Below are 16,686 nucleotides of genomic sequence, written 5' to 3'. Positions count from 1 at the left end.
ATTAGATCCTAACTCTTAAGTATTCAGCGAAATGGCACTATTGGCCGGACCAACCGCCGTCGATGACATGCGGATGGCCTGTGGTGAAGGCGCTCTCGTCACTGGCAAGATACACCACCAGCGCTGCGATTTCTTCGGCGCTCGCCACACGCCCCATGGGTTGGCGGGCGACAAACTGCGCGAGTGCTTCGTCACGACTGCCAAGTTGTTCACCAAGGGCGGTGACACGGTCGTGCCAGCTTGGGCTTTCGACGGTGCCGGGGCAGATGCAGTTACACCGAATGCCCTGTGCGACATAGTCTGCGGCGACAGATTTCGTCAGGCCCACAACAGCGGCTTTACTCGTACCGTAGATAAAGCGATTGGGTGCGCCAATAACGGAACCTGCGGCAGAGGACATATTTATGATTGATCCTGTGCCGCGCTCTAACATGGCGGGCAAGGCGGCTTTTATTGTGCGCATCATGGAGCGTACGTTAAGGTCCATCGCAAACTCGAATTCGTCCTCTTCCGCGTCAAGGATGGAACCGCTGTGAACGAAGCCTGCGCAATTGAACAATATGTCAGGATTTGCGCGTGCAACGCCCGCATTTACGCTCTGTGCGTCCATCGCATTCAACTCGAAGACGTCGATATTCGCGTCTTCGAGCGTTGCCAGCGCATCCATATTTACATCTGTGGCAAAGACCTGCGCGCCCTCGCGCGCCATGGCGAGCGCACTCGCGCGCCCAATCCCTTGAGCCGCCGCTGTCACGAGCGCGCGTTTTCCCGAAAGCCTGTTTCCCATAGTGGTCCTTTTTCCAAAACGGTCTCAAATGCATTTGGAACAGAGCGTAGGCCAGAGGATTTGATTTGACCATCGCTTCCGAGGTCAGAATTTGGTGTTTTACGGAAGAGTCTGAAAAATGACGCTTTGCAAATTTTTGACAGCGTTGCTTTGGCGCGATCCGCTCTCTATCGTGCTCGCAAAGTTAGGGTGATCACAGCATGCAGAAGATTTTGATCCTTGGTGGCGGTGGGATGATTGGCCAGAAAATGGCGCAAAAAATCGTTCACGAAAACACGTTTGGTGCGGCTGACATCACACTCTTTGATCGCGCGTTTCCGAGTGGCAATCTTGGTTTGACTTCGATCACTGGTAATATCGCTGATCCGGCTACGGCGACAAAGCTCGTGGCCAGCAAGCCTGATTACATTTTCCAACTCGCGTCCATCGTGTCAGGACAGGCCGAGCAAGAGTTCGAGCTGGGCTGGGACGTCAATATGATGTCCATGTGGTATTTGCTCAATGCGCTTAAGGATCAGCACGACGCGAGCGGCGGCACCTATCGCCCGCGCGTCGTTTTCACCTCGTCTATCGCGGTGTTTGGCGGGCCTTATCCAGACAAGATCGGCGATGAATTCCTATCCGCCCCGCAAACAAGCTACGGCGCGCAAAAGGCAGCATGTGAATTGATGCTCTCTGACTTCTCGCGCAAAGGATCTGTGGACGGGGTTTCGCTACGCTTGCCCACAATCTGCGTGCGACCGGGCGAAGCGAACAAAGCAGCGTCTTCATTTTTCTCGGGAATTATTCGTGAGCCGTTAAATGGGGTCGAAGCAATTTTGCCCGTGCAAGACACGGTGCGTCACTGGCACGCGAGCCCACGTTCTGCAGCAGGGTTTATAACCCACGCGGCGATGCTTGATACTGACCTGCTCGACGGGCGACGCGCGCTGAATTTGCCGGGATATAGTTGCACGGTGGAAGAGCAGATCGAAGCTTTGCGTCGAGCGGCAGGGCAAAGAGCGGTCGATTTGATCAAGCATGTTCCTGACGAAGCGATTATGGCCATGGTCGGCGAGTGGCCACGCGATTTTGACCCGCAACGCGCGATTGAGCTTGGCTTTACGTCAGAAGCGAACTTCGACGAGATCATTGCGGTCTACATTGACGAAGATTTGGAACGCTAAAGCATCGCCAGCCGCCGATTGGATCCTTGATCAAGCTGAGCCTGCAAGCATTCCTCGAGATACCGCTCGCCCCATAATGGTGGGCGGTATTTTGAGGCTGTTCAAGCCTGTCTAGATCGCTGCTGCATGCGCGACTTCAGAGCTGTTGAACGCATCGATATAGTGCGCAACAATCCGTACGAGTGCGTATGTTTCGGGGCGCATTTCCAAACCAGTGCTGTTGATATTGAACACATCTGTGTAGCGCGACATCAGCGCGATGGAGGTTTGGCGAATGAGGTGTGCATGCTCGGGAAAGCGTGTTTGCAGCTCACGCGTGGGGAAATGAAAGCGGCACATCAACTCTTCGATCATTGCTGAGATGAGCGTGTCTGTATCGCTCATCTCATAGCCTTTGTGAGCTGCGAAACCTTCGATTGAAACCCGGTCTTGATAAGCGGAAGTTGCGACAGCGTTTTGCTGATAACCGCCTCTGAAGCGCGAAATGGCAGAGGCACCGAAACCGATCAAAGTCTCGCTTTGATCATCGGTATAGCCTTGGAAATTACGCCTTAGCTCACCAGCTTTGTTCGATTTATACAGACTGTCAGTCGGCTTGGCGAAATGATCGATACCAATCGCGGCAAAACCTGCGTCTCGCATCGTGTCATGCGCGATGTTGGCGAGTTCGAAACGCTGCTTCGTATCGGGCAATGTTTCTGCCTTTATCAAAACTTGACGCTTCGACATCCAAGGCACATGCGCGTATCCATAAATCGCGAGACGATCAGGGTTCATGTCGATGACATGCGCGAGCGTTTGGCGAAAACTCTCTTCCGTTTGAAACGGTAGGCCGTATAGCAAATCGAGGTTTATCGCCTGTAGTCCAGCGGAGCGCAAAAAATCAAGCACGGCTGTGGTTTCTTCCAAAGACTGAAGCCGTCCGATGGCCGCCTGAACTTCTGGTGCGAAGTCTTGAACGCCAATGCTCGCACGGTTCATGCCAAAGTCGATCAATGTTTGCAAAAGTGGCTCTGAGGCTTCGGTAGGGTCAATTTCGACCGAAAACTCAAAGTCGTTACTAGGATCAAAGGCATCAAATATCGCACTTAACAGGCGCTTCATGGTTTTCGGCGACAAAATTGTCGGTGTGCCACCACCAAGGTGGAGGCGGCCCATTGTTATTGTCTTGGGCAACGTGGCCCGAACCGCCGATATCTCTTTCAACAAAGTTTGGACATAAGCGTCCACCGTGCGCATCGTTTGTGTCCCCTGCGTGCGACAGGCGCAAAACCAGCACAGGCGCTTACAAAATGGGATATGCACATAGATCGAAACCGATTCGTCACTTTCTACGCAAGAAAGCCACTCGGATTGACGTCTATGGCCGACATCATTCTGAAAGTGGTTCGCGGGAGGATAGCTCGTATAACGCGGCACTTTCGCATCAAAGAGGCCATGTCGCAAAAAGGGGTCGATATTTTCCATACATCTACGTAAGCTGAAGCTCTAGCCAACAACATTGATGTAGATCAAAATGTCGAAATTAGACTTATCCGCAGAAAAATGCGGAGAGTGCCCTATACGTCATCGCGCCGTGTGTTCTCGTTGTGAAGGCGAAGAGCTTTTGATGCTTGAGCGCATGAAATCGTACAAAACCTATTCTGCGGGTGAAACGATCTTGTGGCGCGGCGAACCTATGGAATTTGTTGCCTCTGTGGTTGCAGGGGTCGCGAGCTTGTCCAAGACCATGGAGGACGGGCGCACGCAGATGGTTGGCCTTTTGTTGCCATCTGATTTCATTGGTCGTCCCGGGCGTACGCATGTCGAGTTTGATGTTGTCGCAACAACCGACCTGACCCTTTGCCGCTTCGAGCGTAAGCCGTTTGAAAAGCTTGTGATCGACACACCGCATGTGGCGCAGCGTTTGATGGAAATGGCGCTCGATGAGTTGGATGCAGCGCGTGACTGGATGATTCTTTTGGGCCGCAAAACCGCGCGCGAGAAGATCGCGACTTTCTTGGAGTTGCTTGCGCGCCGTAGCGAAGTGGACATGGTGAAAGCGCAAATTTCGGTCAATCTTCCGATGACGCGTGACCAAATTGCAAATTTTCTGGGCCTTACTTTGGAAACAGTCAGCCGTCAGCTGAATGCGATGAAAAAGGACGGTATCATTGGGTTTTCTGGCCGAAAAGAGCTGGAAGTTCTGAACGTTGCAGCCCTTCGCGACGCGACAGGGGATGATGCAGACGGTGGTATGATCATCTAATCGTGCCACTTTCCGCAGGCATTTGACACAGATCAAAGAACCACGGCCAACATTCACATAATTTATCCTTGCGAACAGGAGCGTCCTTGGGGTGCTCGACCAACCGTGAGGGACATTTTATGAATTACGTCAAGCTCATCCTTTTAGGAGGGATCACGCTGCTAGCCGCCTTGGCTGCCAGTTGGGCACATGATCTGGCTTACCAGATTCATGCATTAATAATCATGGTGATTGCTTTCGTCATGTTCATCCGCGTTCTACGCAACACCGATGAGCCGATTATCGCAGCGCCAACCGGCATCTTCGAAGACGGTGTGATCCGCGCAGGCGTCATCGCCACAGCTTTCTGGGGCGTGACAGGCTTTCTGGTCGGGACGTTCATCGCGTTTCAGCTGGCCTTTCCGTCGTTGAATTTTGATTGGGCGCAACCCTTTGGGAATTTTGGCCGTTTGCGCCCGCTGCACACAAGTGCAGTGATTTTCGCGTTCGGCGGTAATGCTCTGATTGCTACCTCTTTCTACGTTGTGCAGCGCACCAGCGCGGTGCGTCTATGGGGCGGAAACACCGCTTGGTTCGTCTTTTGGGGCTACCAGTTGTTCATCGTTCTGGCCGCAACAGGTTATCTGCTTGGTGCAACTCAATCCAAAGAATACGCCGAACCCGAGTGGTACGTGGACCTGTGGCTTACAGTCGTTTGGCTCGCCTATCTCGCGGTGTTTTTGGGAACGATCTACAAGCGTAAAGAGCGCCACATATACGTGGCAAACTGGTTCTTCCTAAGCTTCATCATCACGGTCGCAATGCTGCACGTGATCAATAATCTCAGCATTCCAGTCAGCATCTGGGGCAGTAAATCTGTGCAAGTCTTTAGCGGCGTGCAAGATGCGATGACTCAGTGGTGGTATGGTCACAACGCCGTTGGCTTTTTCCTGACTGCGGGTTTCCTTGGTATGATGTACTACTTTGTGCCCAAGCAGGCGGGTCGTCCGGTTTACAGCTATAAACTGTCGATCATTCACTTCTGGGCGCTGATTTTCCTCTATATCTGGGCAGGTCCACACCACTTGCACTACACGGCTCTGCCCGATTGGGCGTCAACGCTTGGCATGGTCTTTTCGATCATCCTTTGGATGCCGAGCTGGGGTGGTATGATCAACGGTCTGATGACGCTGCAAGGCGCATGGGACAAGCTGCGCACTGATCCGATCATGCGGATGTTTGTTCTGTCCCTTGGTTTCTACGGCATGTCCACATTCGAGGGTCCGATGATGTCGATCCGCGCTGTGAATTCGCTCAGCCACTACACGGACTGGACCATTGGTCACGTACACTCTGGTGCACTTGGCTGGAACGGTATGATCACCTTTGCCTGCATCTACTTCCTGACGCCAAAACTCTGGGGCCGCCAGAAGATGTATTCCGAGAGTGCGATCAACTGGCACTTCTGGCTCGCGACACTGGGGATCGTTCTCTATGCGGCGTCCATGTGGGTGACCGGTATCATGGAAGGCCTGATGTGGCGCGAAGTGGATGACCAAGGTTTCCTTGTGAACTCTTTCGCCGACACAGTCTCAGCCAAGTTCCCCATGTATGTGGTGCGCGGTTTGGGCGGGGTCCTCTTCCTGAGCGGTTCGCTGGTCATGGTTTGGAACATGTGGATGACAATCCGCGGTGCCAAGCCGGCCACCACATCCCTCCCTTACGCAATTCCAGCCGAATAAGGAGCGCACACAATGGCCTTTCTTGATAAACACGCCATCCTGGAAAAAAGCCCGACTTTGCTTTTGACCGCTTCATTGCTCGTCGTCACAATCGGTGGGATCGTGGAAATCGCGCCTTTGTTCTGGCTCGAAAACACGATTGAGGATGTGGAAGGGGTCCGACCTTATTCTCCTTTGGAGCTGACAGGTCGCGACATCTATATCCGCGAGGGATGCTACGTCTGCCACAGCCAGATGATCCGACCCATGCGCGACGAAGTGGAGCGCTATGGTCACTACTCACTAGCTGCGGAATCCAAATACGATCACCCGCATCAGTGGGGCTCAAAACGCACGGGCCCTGACGTGGCGCGTGTGGGTGGGCGCTACTCTGATGCGTGGCACGTCGATCACTTGATGGACCCGCAATCGGTTGTTCCCGAAAGCATTATGCCCAAATACGCCTTCCTCGCAGATGCGCGCATTGATGGTGAACACATTGAGGCGTTGCTCAAGACGCACCGTTTCGTGGGTGTGCCTTACACGGACGATATGATCGCTTCGGCCTCTGCTGATTTCAAAGTGCAAGCAGATCCGGATGAAGACTGGGACGGTCTCGTTGAGCGCTATCCCGGCGCGGCTGTGTCCAACTTCGATGGACAGCCTGAATTGACCGAAATGGACGCGTTGATCGCTTACTTACAAGTGCTTGGCACGATGGTCGATTTCTCCACGTTCACACCAGACGCAAGCCGATAGGAGGCTGACATGGAAACCTATTCACTCCTAAGAGAAATTGCCGACAGCTGGGTGCTTCTGGGGATGTTCTGCTTCTTCATTGGTGCGGCCATCTGGGCCTTCTTACCCAGTCAAAATGCAGCGCGGGTGGACGCAAGCATGATCCCATTGCGGGATAGCAAGGATCAAAAAACATGCTCAGGGACATGCGAGAGTTGCGCATGTTCCACCCCAACCCTTGAGCTGAAAGGATAACGGATATGGCTGATCGTAAAGTCGATAGCGAAACCGGCGTCGAAACCACTGGACATAACTGGGACGGCATCGAAGAGCTGAACAACCCCTTGCCGCGTTGGTGGCTTTGGACGCTCTATCTGTGCATAATTTGGGGCGTTGGATACTCCATCGCATATCCCGCTTGGCCGATGATTTCGGGCGCAACGACGGGTGTGCTTGGATGGTCAACGCGCGGCAATGTTGCGCAAGATATCAAAGAACATGAAGGTCAGAACGCAGAGCTCGTCGCAGCACTTGTGCAAACTGATATGGACACGCTGAGTGACAATGCAGACCTGAACCGCTACGCGATTGCACGCGGTGGCGCGGTATTTCGCGCGCAATGTTCGCAATGTCACGGCTCTGGTGCTGCGGGTGCGACCGGCTATCCCAACCTGCTGGACAATGACTGGCTTTGGGGCGGTGAAATCGCGCAGATTGCCTACACCGTCCGCCATGGTATCCGCAACGATACCGATGACGACGCGCATTGGTCCCAGATGCCTGCCTTTGGGGATCAGCTCGAAAAGGACGAGATTGCAGCGACGGTCGAGTATGTCGTCTCGCTCTCTAACACCGAGTTCGACGCCGCTTTGGCCGCGACGGGGTCTGAATTGTTCGCTGAGAATTGTGCCTCTTGTCACGGGGATGCAGCGCTTGGAGACCAAGACCAGGGTGCGCCCAACCTCGCGGATGCAATTTGGCTCTATGGTGGGGATCGCGAAAGCTTGACCTACACGATTGTTAACGCGCGCTTTGGTGTGATGCCAGCGTGGGGTCAACGCCTCTCCGAGGAAGATGTGCGTGCGGTTTCGGCCTATGTGCATGCGCTCGGTGGTGGCGAGTGACCCAACCATAAGATCGCTAGCGTACCGCTGGTAGATCTTTGGCCCCAAGATGACCCTGTTCGCAAAACGTGTCGTCTTGGGGCTTTTTGATTCAGATCAAAGCAGAGGGACTCACACCGCGTTAGGGTGAGAGTGCGAACAGGAAACCAAAGCTATGTCTTCAGATACACCACCTGCACTATATGCCCCACAAGAACCTATTTTTCCCCGTAAGGTCAAAGGGTTCTTTCGTACGTTCAAATGGTGGATCATGGCCGTTACGCTTGGGATCTACTATCTGACGCCATGGCTGCGATGGGACCGGGGTCCAAGCCTGCCAGATCAAGCGGTCCTGATCGACATGGCAAACCGCCGTTTTTATTTCTTCTGGATCGAAATCTGGTCGCACGAGTTTTACTTTGTTGCGGGCCTTTTGATCATGGCTGGCTTGGGTCTGTTTCTTTTCACATCTGCCTTGGGTCGTGTTTGGTGCGGCTACGCTTGTCCGCAAACAGTTTGGACCGATTTGTTCATCTTGGTGGAACGCTGGATCGAAGGGGATCGCAACGCGCGTGTGCGTCTTTGGAACGGCAAATGGACGCTGCGCAAGTGGCGTTTGCGCCTGACCAAATGGATCGTGTGGTTGTTTATTGCTGTGGCGACTGGCGGCGCGTGGGTATTTTATTTCGCAGATGCACCGACGTTGCTGAGCAATTTTTTAACGTTCAGCGCGCATCCCGCCGCTTACCTGACAATCGCCATTCTAACCGCGACGACCTTTGTGTTCGGTGGTTTCATGCGCGAGCAAGTGTGCATCTACATGTGCCCTTGGCCGCGTATCCAAGCGGCGATGATGGACCCCGATACGATCACTGTGGCCTACCGCGAATGGCGCGGCGAAGACCGCAAGAATTCCGAGGCCGTCAAAGCGGGCGCGCCGCAAGGGGACTGCATCGATTGCATGGCCTGCGTGAATGTGTGCCCTGTAGGGATCGACATCCGCGACGGCCAACAGATGGAGTGCATCACATGCGCGCTGTGCATTGATGCGTGCGATGATGTGATGGCGAGAATTGGCAAGCCGCGCGGCTTGATCGACTATATCGCTTTGTCCGATGAAGAGGCAGAGCGCGCAGGCGCGGCCCCAAAAAAACTGATGAGCCATATCTTGCGTGCACGCACGATGCTTTACACGGCTGTTTGGATGCTGATTGGCGTTGGTCTGGTCTACGCGCTCTTTGTGCGCAGCGATATTGAAATGACCGTCAGCCCTGTGCGCAATCCGACCTATGTGCTGCAATCAGATGGCTCTATCCGCAACATCTATGATGTGCGTCTGCGCAACAAACTGGGCGAGGAGCGTGAGTTCCATCTAAGCCTAACGAGTGACGAAAACCTGCGAATTGAGCTTGGGGGCCGCGATAACCTGCTGTCCTTTACGGCCCCCGCAGACACCACTGTTTTGCAGCGTGTCTACGTCACAGCACGTCCACAAGATCCGGCGGCGAGTCTTGCGCGCACGGATCTGCGTCTCTGGGTCGAAGACCTCGGCAACGAAGACAAAGCCAGCCAATCAACGATTTTTAACGGAAGGGAAAGCAAATGACCGAAATTAAAGGATGGCATGTTTTTGCCGGTTTCGCGGGCGCATTTAGCATCATTATCGCAGTCAACTTGACGCTGGCCTACAAGGCTGTCGCGACTTTCCCCGGCTTGGAGGTAAAGAACTCTTATGTGGCCAGCCAGTCGTTTGATGACGATCGCACAGCGCAACTTGCGCTGGGGTGGGACGTCTCTGCGCAGCTTGAAGGACATGTTCTGACGCTCAAAATTATCAAAGGCGGTGTTGCGTTATCACCGGAAATTCTTTCAGCCACGTTTGGACGTGCCACGAACGTCGCCTATGATGAAACGCCCGACTTCAAATTCGACGGCGAAGCACTGCGCGCGGATGTGATCGCAGGGGAGGGCAACTGGAACCTGCGGCTCAAAGCGCGCGCGCGCGATGGAACGCTCTTTCAACAACGCATTATTGTTAAGGTCTTGTCATGACAGCCGTTTGCCCCGCCTGCGCTGGAATTCCTGATATTGAGGATATGAACCTTGCGCCGGGCTTGATGTTTTCCTTGCCAACGATCCACTGCGCAGCCTGTATTGGCAAGATCGAGCGCGGACTTGGCGCGCTCAATGGCATCATTTCCGTGCGCGTGAATCTTTCGCTCAAACGCCTTACAGTCGTCGGTCAAGTTGATCCGATGCTTATCGAAACGGCGCTCAGCGATCTTGGTTATGAGGCTTACCCGCTCGATCTGGAATCGCTCAACAAAGCGCAGGATGTGGTGGGGCGCAGCTTGCTGATGCGTATGGCCGTCGCAGGTTTTGCAATGATGAACGTGATGCTTTTGTCTGTCGCGGTTTGGTCTGGCGCGACTGATGCGACGCGTGATTTGTTCCATCTGATTTCGGCGATGATTGCTTTGCCTGTCGTTGCGTATTCCGGCCAGCCGTTCTTTCAGAACGCATGGCGTGCGCTGCGCGTGAAGCGGTTGAACATGGATGTGCCAATCTCGCTCGCGATTATTCTCGCGGCTGCCATGTCTTTGTATGAGACGCTACAAGGCGGCTCACACGCCTATTTTGACGCGGCTTTGTCGCTGACGTTCTTCCTGCTGATTGGTCGCTACATGGATCATTGCACCCGCAGTGCCGCGCGCTCTGCAGCCAAGGAATTGACAGCGCTCGAAGTGCAGCACGCGCAAAAAATCATGGGCGATCTTGTCGAAACAGTGCGTGTGGCAGACCTGTCCATCGGGGATGAAGTATTGATCCCGACAGGCGCGCGCATTCCCGTTGACGGGTATCTCATCTCTGATCACGCGCTTATGGATCGTTCGCTTTTGACCGGTGAGTCTGAGGCAATCGACATCAAAGCCGAGGCAATTTTGCACGCGGGCGAGATCAATGTCGCGGCACCTATCACTATGCGCGCGACGGCTGTGGGCAACGACACATCGCTACGCCGCATGGCCGAGTTGGTTGAAACCGCCGAGAACAGCCGCAATCGCTACACCGCGCTCGCAGATAAAGCCGCGCAGATTTACGCGCCTGCGGTTCACTTGCTCGCGCTCGGCGCTTTCTTGGGTTGGGTGATTGCAACAGGCGATATGCGACATGCGTTGAATGTAGCCATTGCGGTCTTGATCATCACTTGCCCTTGCGCGCTTGGCTTGGCTGTTCCGGCTGTTTCAACAGCGGCGATCAGCCGTTTGTTCAGCATGGGTTATCTGGTGAAACACGCCACCGCATTAGAGCGCTTGGCCGAAGTCACACGCGTGGTGTTTGACAAGACCGGCACGCTCAGCCAGCCCTCAGTTATTCTCCCGGCCGAGATGTCCGAGACGGATCGCTCGGTCACCAAGGCGCTTGCGCAAGCCTCCAACCACCCGATGTCGCGCGCGCTTGTTCTCGCTCTTGGTGACGTCAGTGCCGCTCAGGTTTCCGCTATAAAAGAGAGCGCAGGTGAAGGTGTGCAAGCCGAGTGGCACGGTAAAACCGTGCGGCTTGGGCGTGGTGCATGGCTGGGTGCATCCTTCACAGATTTGGGTCTCAAAGTCGGCGATGAGCAGGCTCTGGCGATCAAAGCGACAGAAACCCCGCGTGAAGGATGTGCCGAGGCGATAGAAGCGCTCAACATGCCGTGCGAGATCGTCACAGGCGATGCGGAACGTCCTGCGAAAGCATTTGCCAAACTGCTTTCCTTACCTGTGCGCGCAAACGTCCGCCCAGATGAAAAGCTCGCTTATCTTAACGGACTTACAGAGGCGTGCGAGCATGTTTTGATGGTTGGCGATGGCTTGAACGATACGGCAGCACTCGCAGCTGCACATGCATCGATCGCCCCTGCAACAGCGCTTGACGCCTCAAGATCAGCGTCAGACATCGTCATTTTGAAAGACAGCTTTGCTCAGCTACCCCTACTGTTGAAAATCGCCAAACTTGCCAGCCGCTTGTCCAAACAAAACTTTGCGATTGCGGCGGTTTATAACGCCATCGCGATACCGATTGCGTTGGCTGGCTTTGCCACACCGCTGGCGGCAGCCTTGGCAATGTCGCTCTCGTCCATCACAGTTCTTCTCAATTCCCAACGGATCAGGTTCGCAGAATGAATGTTCTTGTTATCTTAATTCCCGTCTCGCTTATCCTTGGCGGTATCGGGCTTTGGGCGTTTATCTACACGGTACGCAGCGATCAATATGACGATGAGCAAGGGAATGCCGCGCGCATACTGCTCGACGATTAAAGGGCTTTAGTCCTTGATTGCGATGACTTCGATGCTGGTAAGTTCAGGTTCGCCCCCGCGCGCGCCGCTACCGGCTGCGATCCAGAGTTTGTCGTCGTGCACACAGCAATTCGTCCCATGGCGCGCGCGATTGAGCGGCGCACCCATGCTCCAAGTTCCGGCGTCAGGATCAAAGATTTGCATCTCTGTGAATGCTTCCATGCGACCTGCTTCTCCGCCAACGTAGTGAATTTTGCCCCCAAGCACGCCTGTGCCGCCTGCTGCGGTTTCAATGGGTAAAGGCTGGGCATGGACCGACCAAGTATGTGTTGCGAAATCAAAGACATCCACATCGCCAATTGTTGCAAAGAACAGCGCGTTGTAATCTGTGCCGTTGTGCCGACCTGTTTCGCGCCCGCCAAAGAAATAGAGCTTTTCGTCCACGATTGCGCAGGGCGCATGGTCGCGTTTGTTGGGCGCATCAGGCAAGATCTGCCATTCTCCCGTTTCAGGTTGAATCCGATCAAACCACGCCTGCGTATCCGCATGATGACCCTCTACAATGCCGCCAACCACATAAATCCAACCGTCGCTGTGCAAAGCGCAGCCAGATGCACCGCGCCGACGAGACTTTGGAATCTCGGGGCCTTCTAGCCAACGATCTGTCCCCGGCTTATAAATAAACACCGTCTCCAGCGGTGTTTCACGCGGGAAGATCCCAGTCATTGTGCCAAGCAACCAAATCTGAGCGCCAACAATGACGGGCTGAAAGTGATGGATTTCCTTGGGCGGTGGGCTGCCATGGGTCCAAGTGTTGGTCTGTGGATCAAAGATGTCGATAGGTTGAACGCGCCGCCCACCAAACAGATAAAACTTGCCCTCAAAGCATGCAAATCCGTTCTCATGGCGACAATGCGGTGCGCCGTCACAATCGAGTGTGACCCATCCAGCCATGCACTGTTCCTTTTGCGTTTGTGATCAGAAACGTTAAAGCCGCGTGGTAACACTTTGCAAGGGATCAGTTTCTTTTCTAGTGTTAGCTTTAACGAGATTGGGGGATCGGAAATGCAAAACGAAACGGGCTATTTTGAAGCGAACACTTGCGACTTGGATGAATTCAAAACGCTGATCTCTCAAACGCTTGATCCGGCGATGGTGCCTCATGCGGATGACGTGCAAAAGAACATTCCGATCTACGACATGGTGCGGCTTCGCCCTTTGCTTGAGGATCTCGAAACCCGTAAAAGTATCATGGCTGAATGGGCGCACGTGATGCTGAAAAGTGCTGGCGCAATTGTTCTTCGCAAAGCCTATGACGACACGCGCGTTCTCGACGAAGCGACCGCAATTTATGAGCAAATCATCGCGGATGAAAAACGCAGTTCAGGTGGCGGAAGTGATCATTTCGCAGCAGCTGGTTCGAATGACCGTGTTTGGAATGCTTTGCAAAAACTATGCGAAGCAAATCCAGAGGTTTTCTTGCGATATTTTGCCAATACCGCCATCGCCGCCGCAAGCGAAGCTTGGCTTGGGCCGAACTATCAAATGACCGCGCAAGTCAATTTGGTGTATCCGGGCGGCGCTGCACAGCAGGCGCACCGCGACTATCATTTGGGGTTTCAAACGGCAGATATTGCAGTGCAGTATCCAGCGCATGTGCATGATCTTTCGCCTGTTTTGACCCTTCAAGGTGCGATCGCTCATTGCGACATGCCGATTGAGAGCGGGCCGACCAAGCTGTTGCCGTTTTCGCAAGCTTACCGCCCAGGTTATGCCGCGTGGCGACTTGATGCGTTTCGCGAAGAGTTTGACGCACGCTTCGTTCAACTCGCTTTGGAAAAGGGCGATGCGCTGTTTTTCAATCCGGCAATTTTTCACGCGGCTGGTGCAAATAGCAGCGCGGACATCCACCGCTTTGCCAACTTGTTGCAAGTTTCATCGGCGTTTGGCCGCGCGCTAGAAGCGATTGATCGGCGCAAAATGTGCAAACTGGTATATCCGCACGCGGTTGCAACAAAGCTCTCTGCGTCGGAATTGAATGCGGCGATCGCATCGACCGCGGAGGGGTATTCGTTTCCAACCAACCTAGATAGCGATCCGCCTGTTGGTGGTCTCGCGCCGGAAACGCAGCAGGCTTATTTCGCACGTGCGCTGCGAGAGGGGATTGCGCCCACTGACTTTAACGCCACGCTTGATGCAATGGCGGCAAAGCAGCAGATTTAAACCATATCGGGATGCGCCGCTTTGAAAGCGTCGTGCGCGGCGCAGGCTTTCTCAATTGCTGTGATCCGAGAGAGATCGCTGTACTCAACACCCCAACGATTGGCGTTATAGAGCTGTGGGATCAAGCAAATATCTGCGAGATTAGGGGTGGAACCTGTGGCGAATGGGGTTTGCTCAAAGCCGGCGAGCAGAACTTCGAAAGCTTCCAAACCGGGCCGAATGAAATGTCTCATCCACTCGGTGCGAACTGGCTCTTCGCCGCCTGTCGCGTGGCGCATGACCGACAGATTGCAAACAGGATGTAGATCCACAGCGATACAATGCGCGAGCGCCGTGACCTTAGCGCGATCCGCAGGCTCGCTTGGCAACAGTCCCATATCGCGCGTCGCGTCGAGATAATCGAGGATCGCCAAAGACTGAGTGAAGCGATGCCCGTCGATATCAAGGACAGGCACAAATCCTTGGGGATTGCGAGCAAGGTGAGCGTCCGAGCGATGCGCGCCAGTGAGAAGATCAACAGTTTCTAAGCGGTACTCCAAACCTGCTAAATTCAAAGCAATGCGAAGACGATAGCTGGCCGAGGATTTCGGATAATCCCAAAGAACAGTTTCGCTCATTTTGCAGCCTCCAAAGCCGCGCGCAGGATCTCGCGATCCCCGATGTGATTGCACAGCGTCAGGATCAACCGCGCATTGAAAGCTTCGCTCTCGTCGTCTGTCAGCCCTTCGTGCGCACGCAAAAGTTCATCGTAAAAGCCATCCGGATCAGGGATGTTGGGCTCTAGGATCAATGACATTATGCGCCCTTTCCGATAGAATTACTTAGTGCGTCTGCGACTGCCTTTTCATCGAAAGAAGGCCAACGCGCAACCACATGTTGATCGGGTCGGATGAGATAAACGGCCTGAGGTTCATCGCCAAGATAACGCGTGCGTAATTCCTCAGAAGGCGTGCAAATCTGGACGACATTTGCAGTGATCCCATTGGACGTGACAGGCTTTGATGCGTCTTCGCCAATGCTTAGAATGTGAAACCCGCTGTTCAAATGATCCAGCAGATAGCCCTCTTTGACAGGCGCATCCGGGCAGGTGGCACCGGGACGCGTGACTTTGGGACCGCTGAGGGCATCAGGGCCGAAAAGGTCAAAACCATCATAGGTACAAGGCACAGAAAGGCGACCGGAATTGACGATAGGACGCGCAAAGGCGTGACGCCCAGCAAGGTCGAGAACCGCATTGCGGAAGGTCTTGGAAACCTTGGATTTCGGCGTCATAAAATCTGTCGCGCGCGAAGAATTTAGAATGTTCTCATCTGCGCCAAATTCACGTTCGGTTGCATATGTGTCGAGCAAGCTGTCATCCGCCAACCCTTTGAGGACGAGGTCTAATTTCCACGCGAGGTTCTCCGCGTCCTGCACGCCGGAATTGGCCCCGCGTGCACCGAACGGTGACACTTGATGCGCACTATCGCCTGCAAACAAAACAGAGCCGTGGCGAAATGTATCCATGCGGCGGCATTGGAACGTGTAGATCGAAGTCCAATGCAGTTCATATTCTGGCACGCTGCCTGCTTGGCTCGAAAGCATGGCGTCAACGCGTGCACGAATGCGCTCGGGATCAAGCTCTTTGTCGCGATCAATGTCCCAGCCCAGTTGAAAATCAATGCGCCAAATATCGTCGGGCTGTTTGTGCAAAAGTGCGGATTGTCCGCTGTTTTTGAAGGGAGGTTCGAACCAGAACCAACGCTCAGTCGGGAAATCAGCCTTCATTTCCACGTCTGCGATCAGGAAGTTGTCCTCGAACACACGCCCATCAAAAGACAGGCCCATCATGTCGCGAATGCTAGAGCGCGCGCCGTCACAGGCGATCAGATAGTCCGCTTCAAGCTGATAAGGCCCGTCTGGCGTTTCAATGTCGAGCGATGTGTAATCGCTATGCTGAGTCATCGACGAGACGCTGTTGCGCCCGCGAATTTCGATGGGTGCGCCGGCATTTTGCGCATTGCGGATTTCATCGACGAGGAACCGCTCAAAGTAGGGTTGCTGAAGATTGATGAACGCTGGATTGCGATGGCCACTTTCGGGAAGCAAATCGAATTTAAAGAGATTGCCGTCACCGTGAAAAACCTTGCCAACGTTCCAAACCACGCCTTTGTCGACCATTGACGCGCTCGCGCCTAGTCGGGACGCGATATCAAGCGTGCGCTTGGCGAAACAGATCGCCTTGCTGCCTAAACCCGCGCCATCATGATCGTCCAGCACGAGGGCAGGGGTGCCCTTTTTCCCAAGATCAAGCGCAAGCGCGAGGCCAACAGGCCCGCCGCCGACGATGACGACAGGGTGTCGCTGCACGGCACCTGTTTGGGCCGCGACTTTTTCATAAGGGTATAGCTTGAAAGCTGTTTCGTATCTTACTGCGACCATGTTTAGCACTCTCTGTAAGCA

At 54.2% G+C, this 16,686-nt stretch carries 17 protein-coding genes; 11 read left to right on the top strand and 6 right to left on the bottom strand.

Features of this window, described 5'->3' with window-relative positions; translation table 11 throughout:
• Window positions 1-37: 37 nt before the first annotated feature.
• Window positions 38-787 (bottom strand): SDR family oxidoreductase, encoded by a 750-nt coding sequence (locus tag PFRI_RS17280; protein WP_072631951.1) that lies wholly within the window; start codon window positions 785-787, stop codon window positions 38-40.
• Between the two features lie 200 nt (window positions 788-987).
• On the opposite strand from PFRI_RS17280, the gene denD reads away from it, so the two are divergent.
• Window positions 988-1,953, top strand: a complete 966-nt coding sequence (gene denD / locus PFRI_RS17275; RefSeq protein WP_072631950.1) for a D-erythronate dehydrogenase — start codon at window positions 988-990, stop codon at window positions 1,951-1,953.
• Between the two features lie 111 nt (window positions 1,954-2,064).
• On the opposite strand, the gene hemN is transcribed toward denD, so the two are convergent.
• On the bottom strand, window positions 2,065-3,420 hold the full coding sequence (gene hemN, locus PFRI_RS17270; protein ID WP_072631949.1) for an oxygen-independent coproporphyrinogen III oxidase: 1,356 nt from the start codon (window positions 3,418-3,420) through the stop codon (window positions 2,065-2,067).
• 43 nt (window positions 3,421-3,463) lie between these two features.
• Between hemN and fnrL the strand changes: the two genes are divergently transcribed.
• From fnrL to ccoS, 9 genes are all read left to right on the top strand, one after another.
• Complete coding sequence (gene fnrL / locus PFRI_RS17265; protein ID WP_420541334.1) at window positions 3,464-4,201, top strand: transcriptional regulator FnrL; 738 nt, start codon at window positions 3,464-3,466, stop codon at window positions 4,199-4,201.
• A 119-nt stretch (window positions 4,202-4,320) separates the two neighbouring features.
• Entirely contained in the window at window positions 4,321-5,922 is a 1,602-nt protein-coding gene (gene ccoN, locus PFRI_RS17260; protein ID WP_072631947.1) for a cytochrome-c oxidase, cbb3-type subunit I, read from the top strand.
• A 12-nt stretch (window positions 5,923-5,934) separates the two neighbouring features.
• Window positions 5,935-6,660 carry a cytochrome-c oxidase, cbb3-type subunit II gene (gene ccoO, locus PFRI_RS17255; protein WP_072631946.1) on the top strand — a complete coding sequence of 242 codons (726 nt, stop codon included), beginning with the start codon at window positions 5,935-5,937 and terminating at the stop codon, window positions 6,658-6,660.
• Between the two features lie 9 nt (window positions 6,661-6,669).
• Entirely contained in the window at window positions 6,670-6,894 is a 225-nt protein-coding gene (locus PFRI_RS17250; RefSeq protein WP_072631945.1) for a CcoQ/FixQ family Cbb3-type cytochrome c oxidase assembly chaperone, read from the top strand.
• Window positions 6,895-6,899: 5 nt separating this feature from the next.
• A complete protein-coding gene (gene ccoP, locus PFRI_RS17245) occupies window positions 6,900-7,763 on the top strand; it encodes a cytochrome-c oxidase, cbb3-type subunit III (protein ID WP_072631944.1) in 864 nt (287 codons plus the stop codon).
• Window positions 7,764-7,917: 154 nt separating this feature from the next.
• A complete protein-coding gene (gene ccoG, locus PFRI_RS17240; protein WP_072631943.1) occupies window positions 7,918-9,348 on the top strand; it encodes a cytochrome c oxidase accessory protein CcoG in 1,431 nt (476 codons plus the stop codon).
• On the top strand, window positions 9,345-9,794 hold the full coding sequence (locus PFRI_RS17235) for a FixH family protein (RefSeq protein WP_072631942.1): 450 nt from the start codon (window positions 9,345-9,347) through the stop codon (window positions 9,792-9,794). Before ccoG ends, PFRI_RS17235 begins: the two co-directional genes overlap by 4 nt.
• Window positions 9,791-11,908 carry a heavy metal translocating P-type ATPase gene (locus tag PFRI_RS17230; protein WP_072631941.1) on the top strand — a complete coding sequence of 706 codons (2,118 nt, stop codon included), beginning with the start codon at window positions 9,791-9,793 and terminating at the stop codon, window positions 11,906-11,908. The genes PFRI_RS17235 and PFRI_RS17230 overlap by 4 nt, the downstream gene beginning before the upstream one ends.
• Window positions 11,905-12,042, top strand: a complete 138-nt coding sequence (gene ccoS / locus PFRI_RS17225) for a cbb3-type cytochrome oxidase assembly protein CcoS (protein WP_072631940.1) — start codon at window positions 11,905-11,907, stop codon at window positions 12,040-12,042. The genes PFRI_RS17230 and ccoS overlap by 4 nt, the downstream gene beginning before the upstream one ends.
• A gap of 6 nt (window positions 12,043-12,048) precedes the next feature.
• Here the strand turns inward: ccoS and PFRI_RS17220 are convergent, their stop codons facing one another.
• Window positions 12,049-12,975 (bottom strand): Kelch repeat-containing protein, encoded by a 927-nt coding sequence (locus PFRI_RS17220; RefSeq protein ID WP_084649746.1) that lies wholly within the window; start codon window positions 12,973-12,975, stop codon window positions 12,049-12,051.
• A gap of 111 nt (window positions 12,976-13,086) precedes the next feature.
• On the opposite strand from PFRI_RS17220, the gene PFRI_RS17215 reads away from it, so the two are divergent.
• Window positions 13,087-14,244: a phytanoyl-CoA dioxygenase family protein gene (locus PFRI_RS17215; RefSeq protein WP_072631939.1), complete on the top strand. Its 1,158-nt coding sequence runs from the start codon at window positions 13,087-13,089 to the stop codon at window positions 14,242-14,244.
• Here PFRI_RS17215 and maiA read toward each other — a convergent pair.
• The 3 genes from maiA to PFRI_RS17200 are packed head-to-tail and all read right to left on the bottom strand — an operon-like array spanning window position 14,241 to window position 16,665.
• A complete protein-coding gene (gene maiA, locus PFRI_RS17210) occupies window positions 14,241-14,861 on the bottom strand; it encodes a maleylacetoacetate isomerase (protein ID WP_072631938.1) in 621 nt (206 codons plus the stop codon). The two genes, PFRI_RS17215 and maiA, sit on opposite strands and share 4 nt — an antisense overlap.
• On the bottom strand, window positions 14,858-15,040 hold the full coding sequence (locus PFRI_RS17205) for a DUF2783 domain-containing protein (RefSeq protein ID WP_072631937.1): 183 nt from the start codon (window positions 15,038-15,040) through the stop codon (window positions 14,858-14,860). Before PFRI_RS17205 ends, maiA begins: the two co-directional genes overlap by 4 nt.
• Window positions 15,040-16,665, bottom strand: coding sequence for an FAD-dependent oxidoreductase (locus PFRI_RS17200; protein ID WP_072631936.1), 1,626 nt, complete (start codon window positions 16,663-16,665; stop codon window positions 15,040-15,042). The genes PFRI_RS17205 and PFRI_RS17200 overlap by 1 nt, the downstream gene beginning before the upstream one ends.
• Between the last annotated feature and the right edge of the window lie 21 nt (window positions 16,666-16,686).

It is taken from the genome of Planktotalea frisia, assembly GCF_001890925.1.
GTDB lineage: Bacteria > Pseudomonadota > Alphaproteobacteria > Rhodobacterales > Rhodobacteraceae > Planktotalea > Planktotalea frisia.
This window is presented reverse-complemented; position numbering and strand designations above follow the sequence as displayed.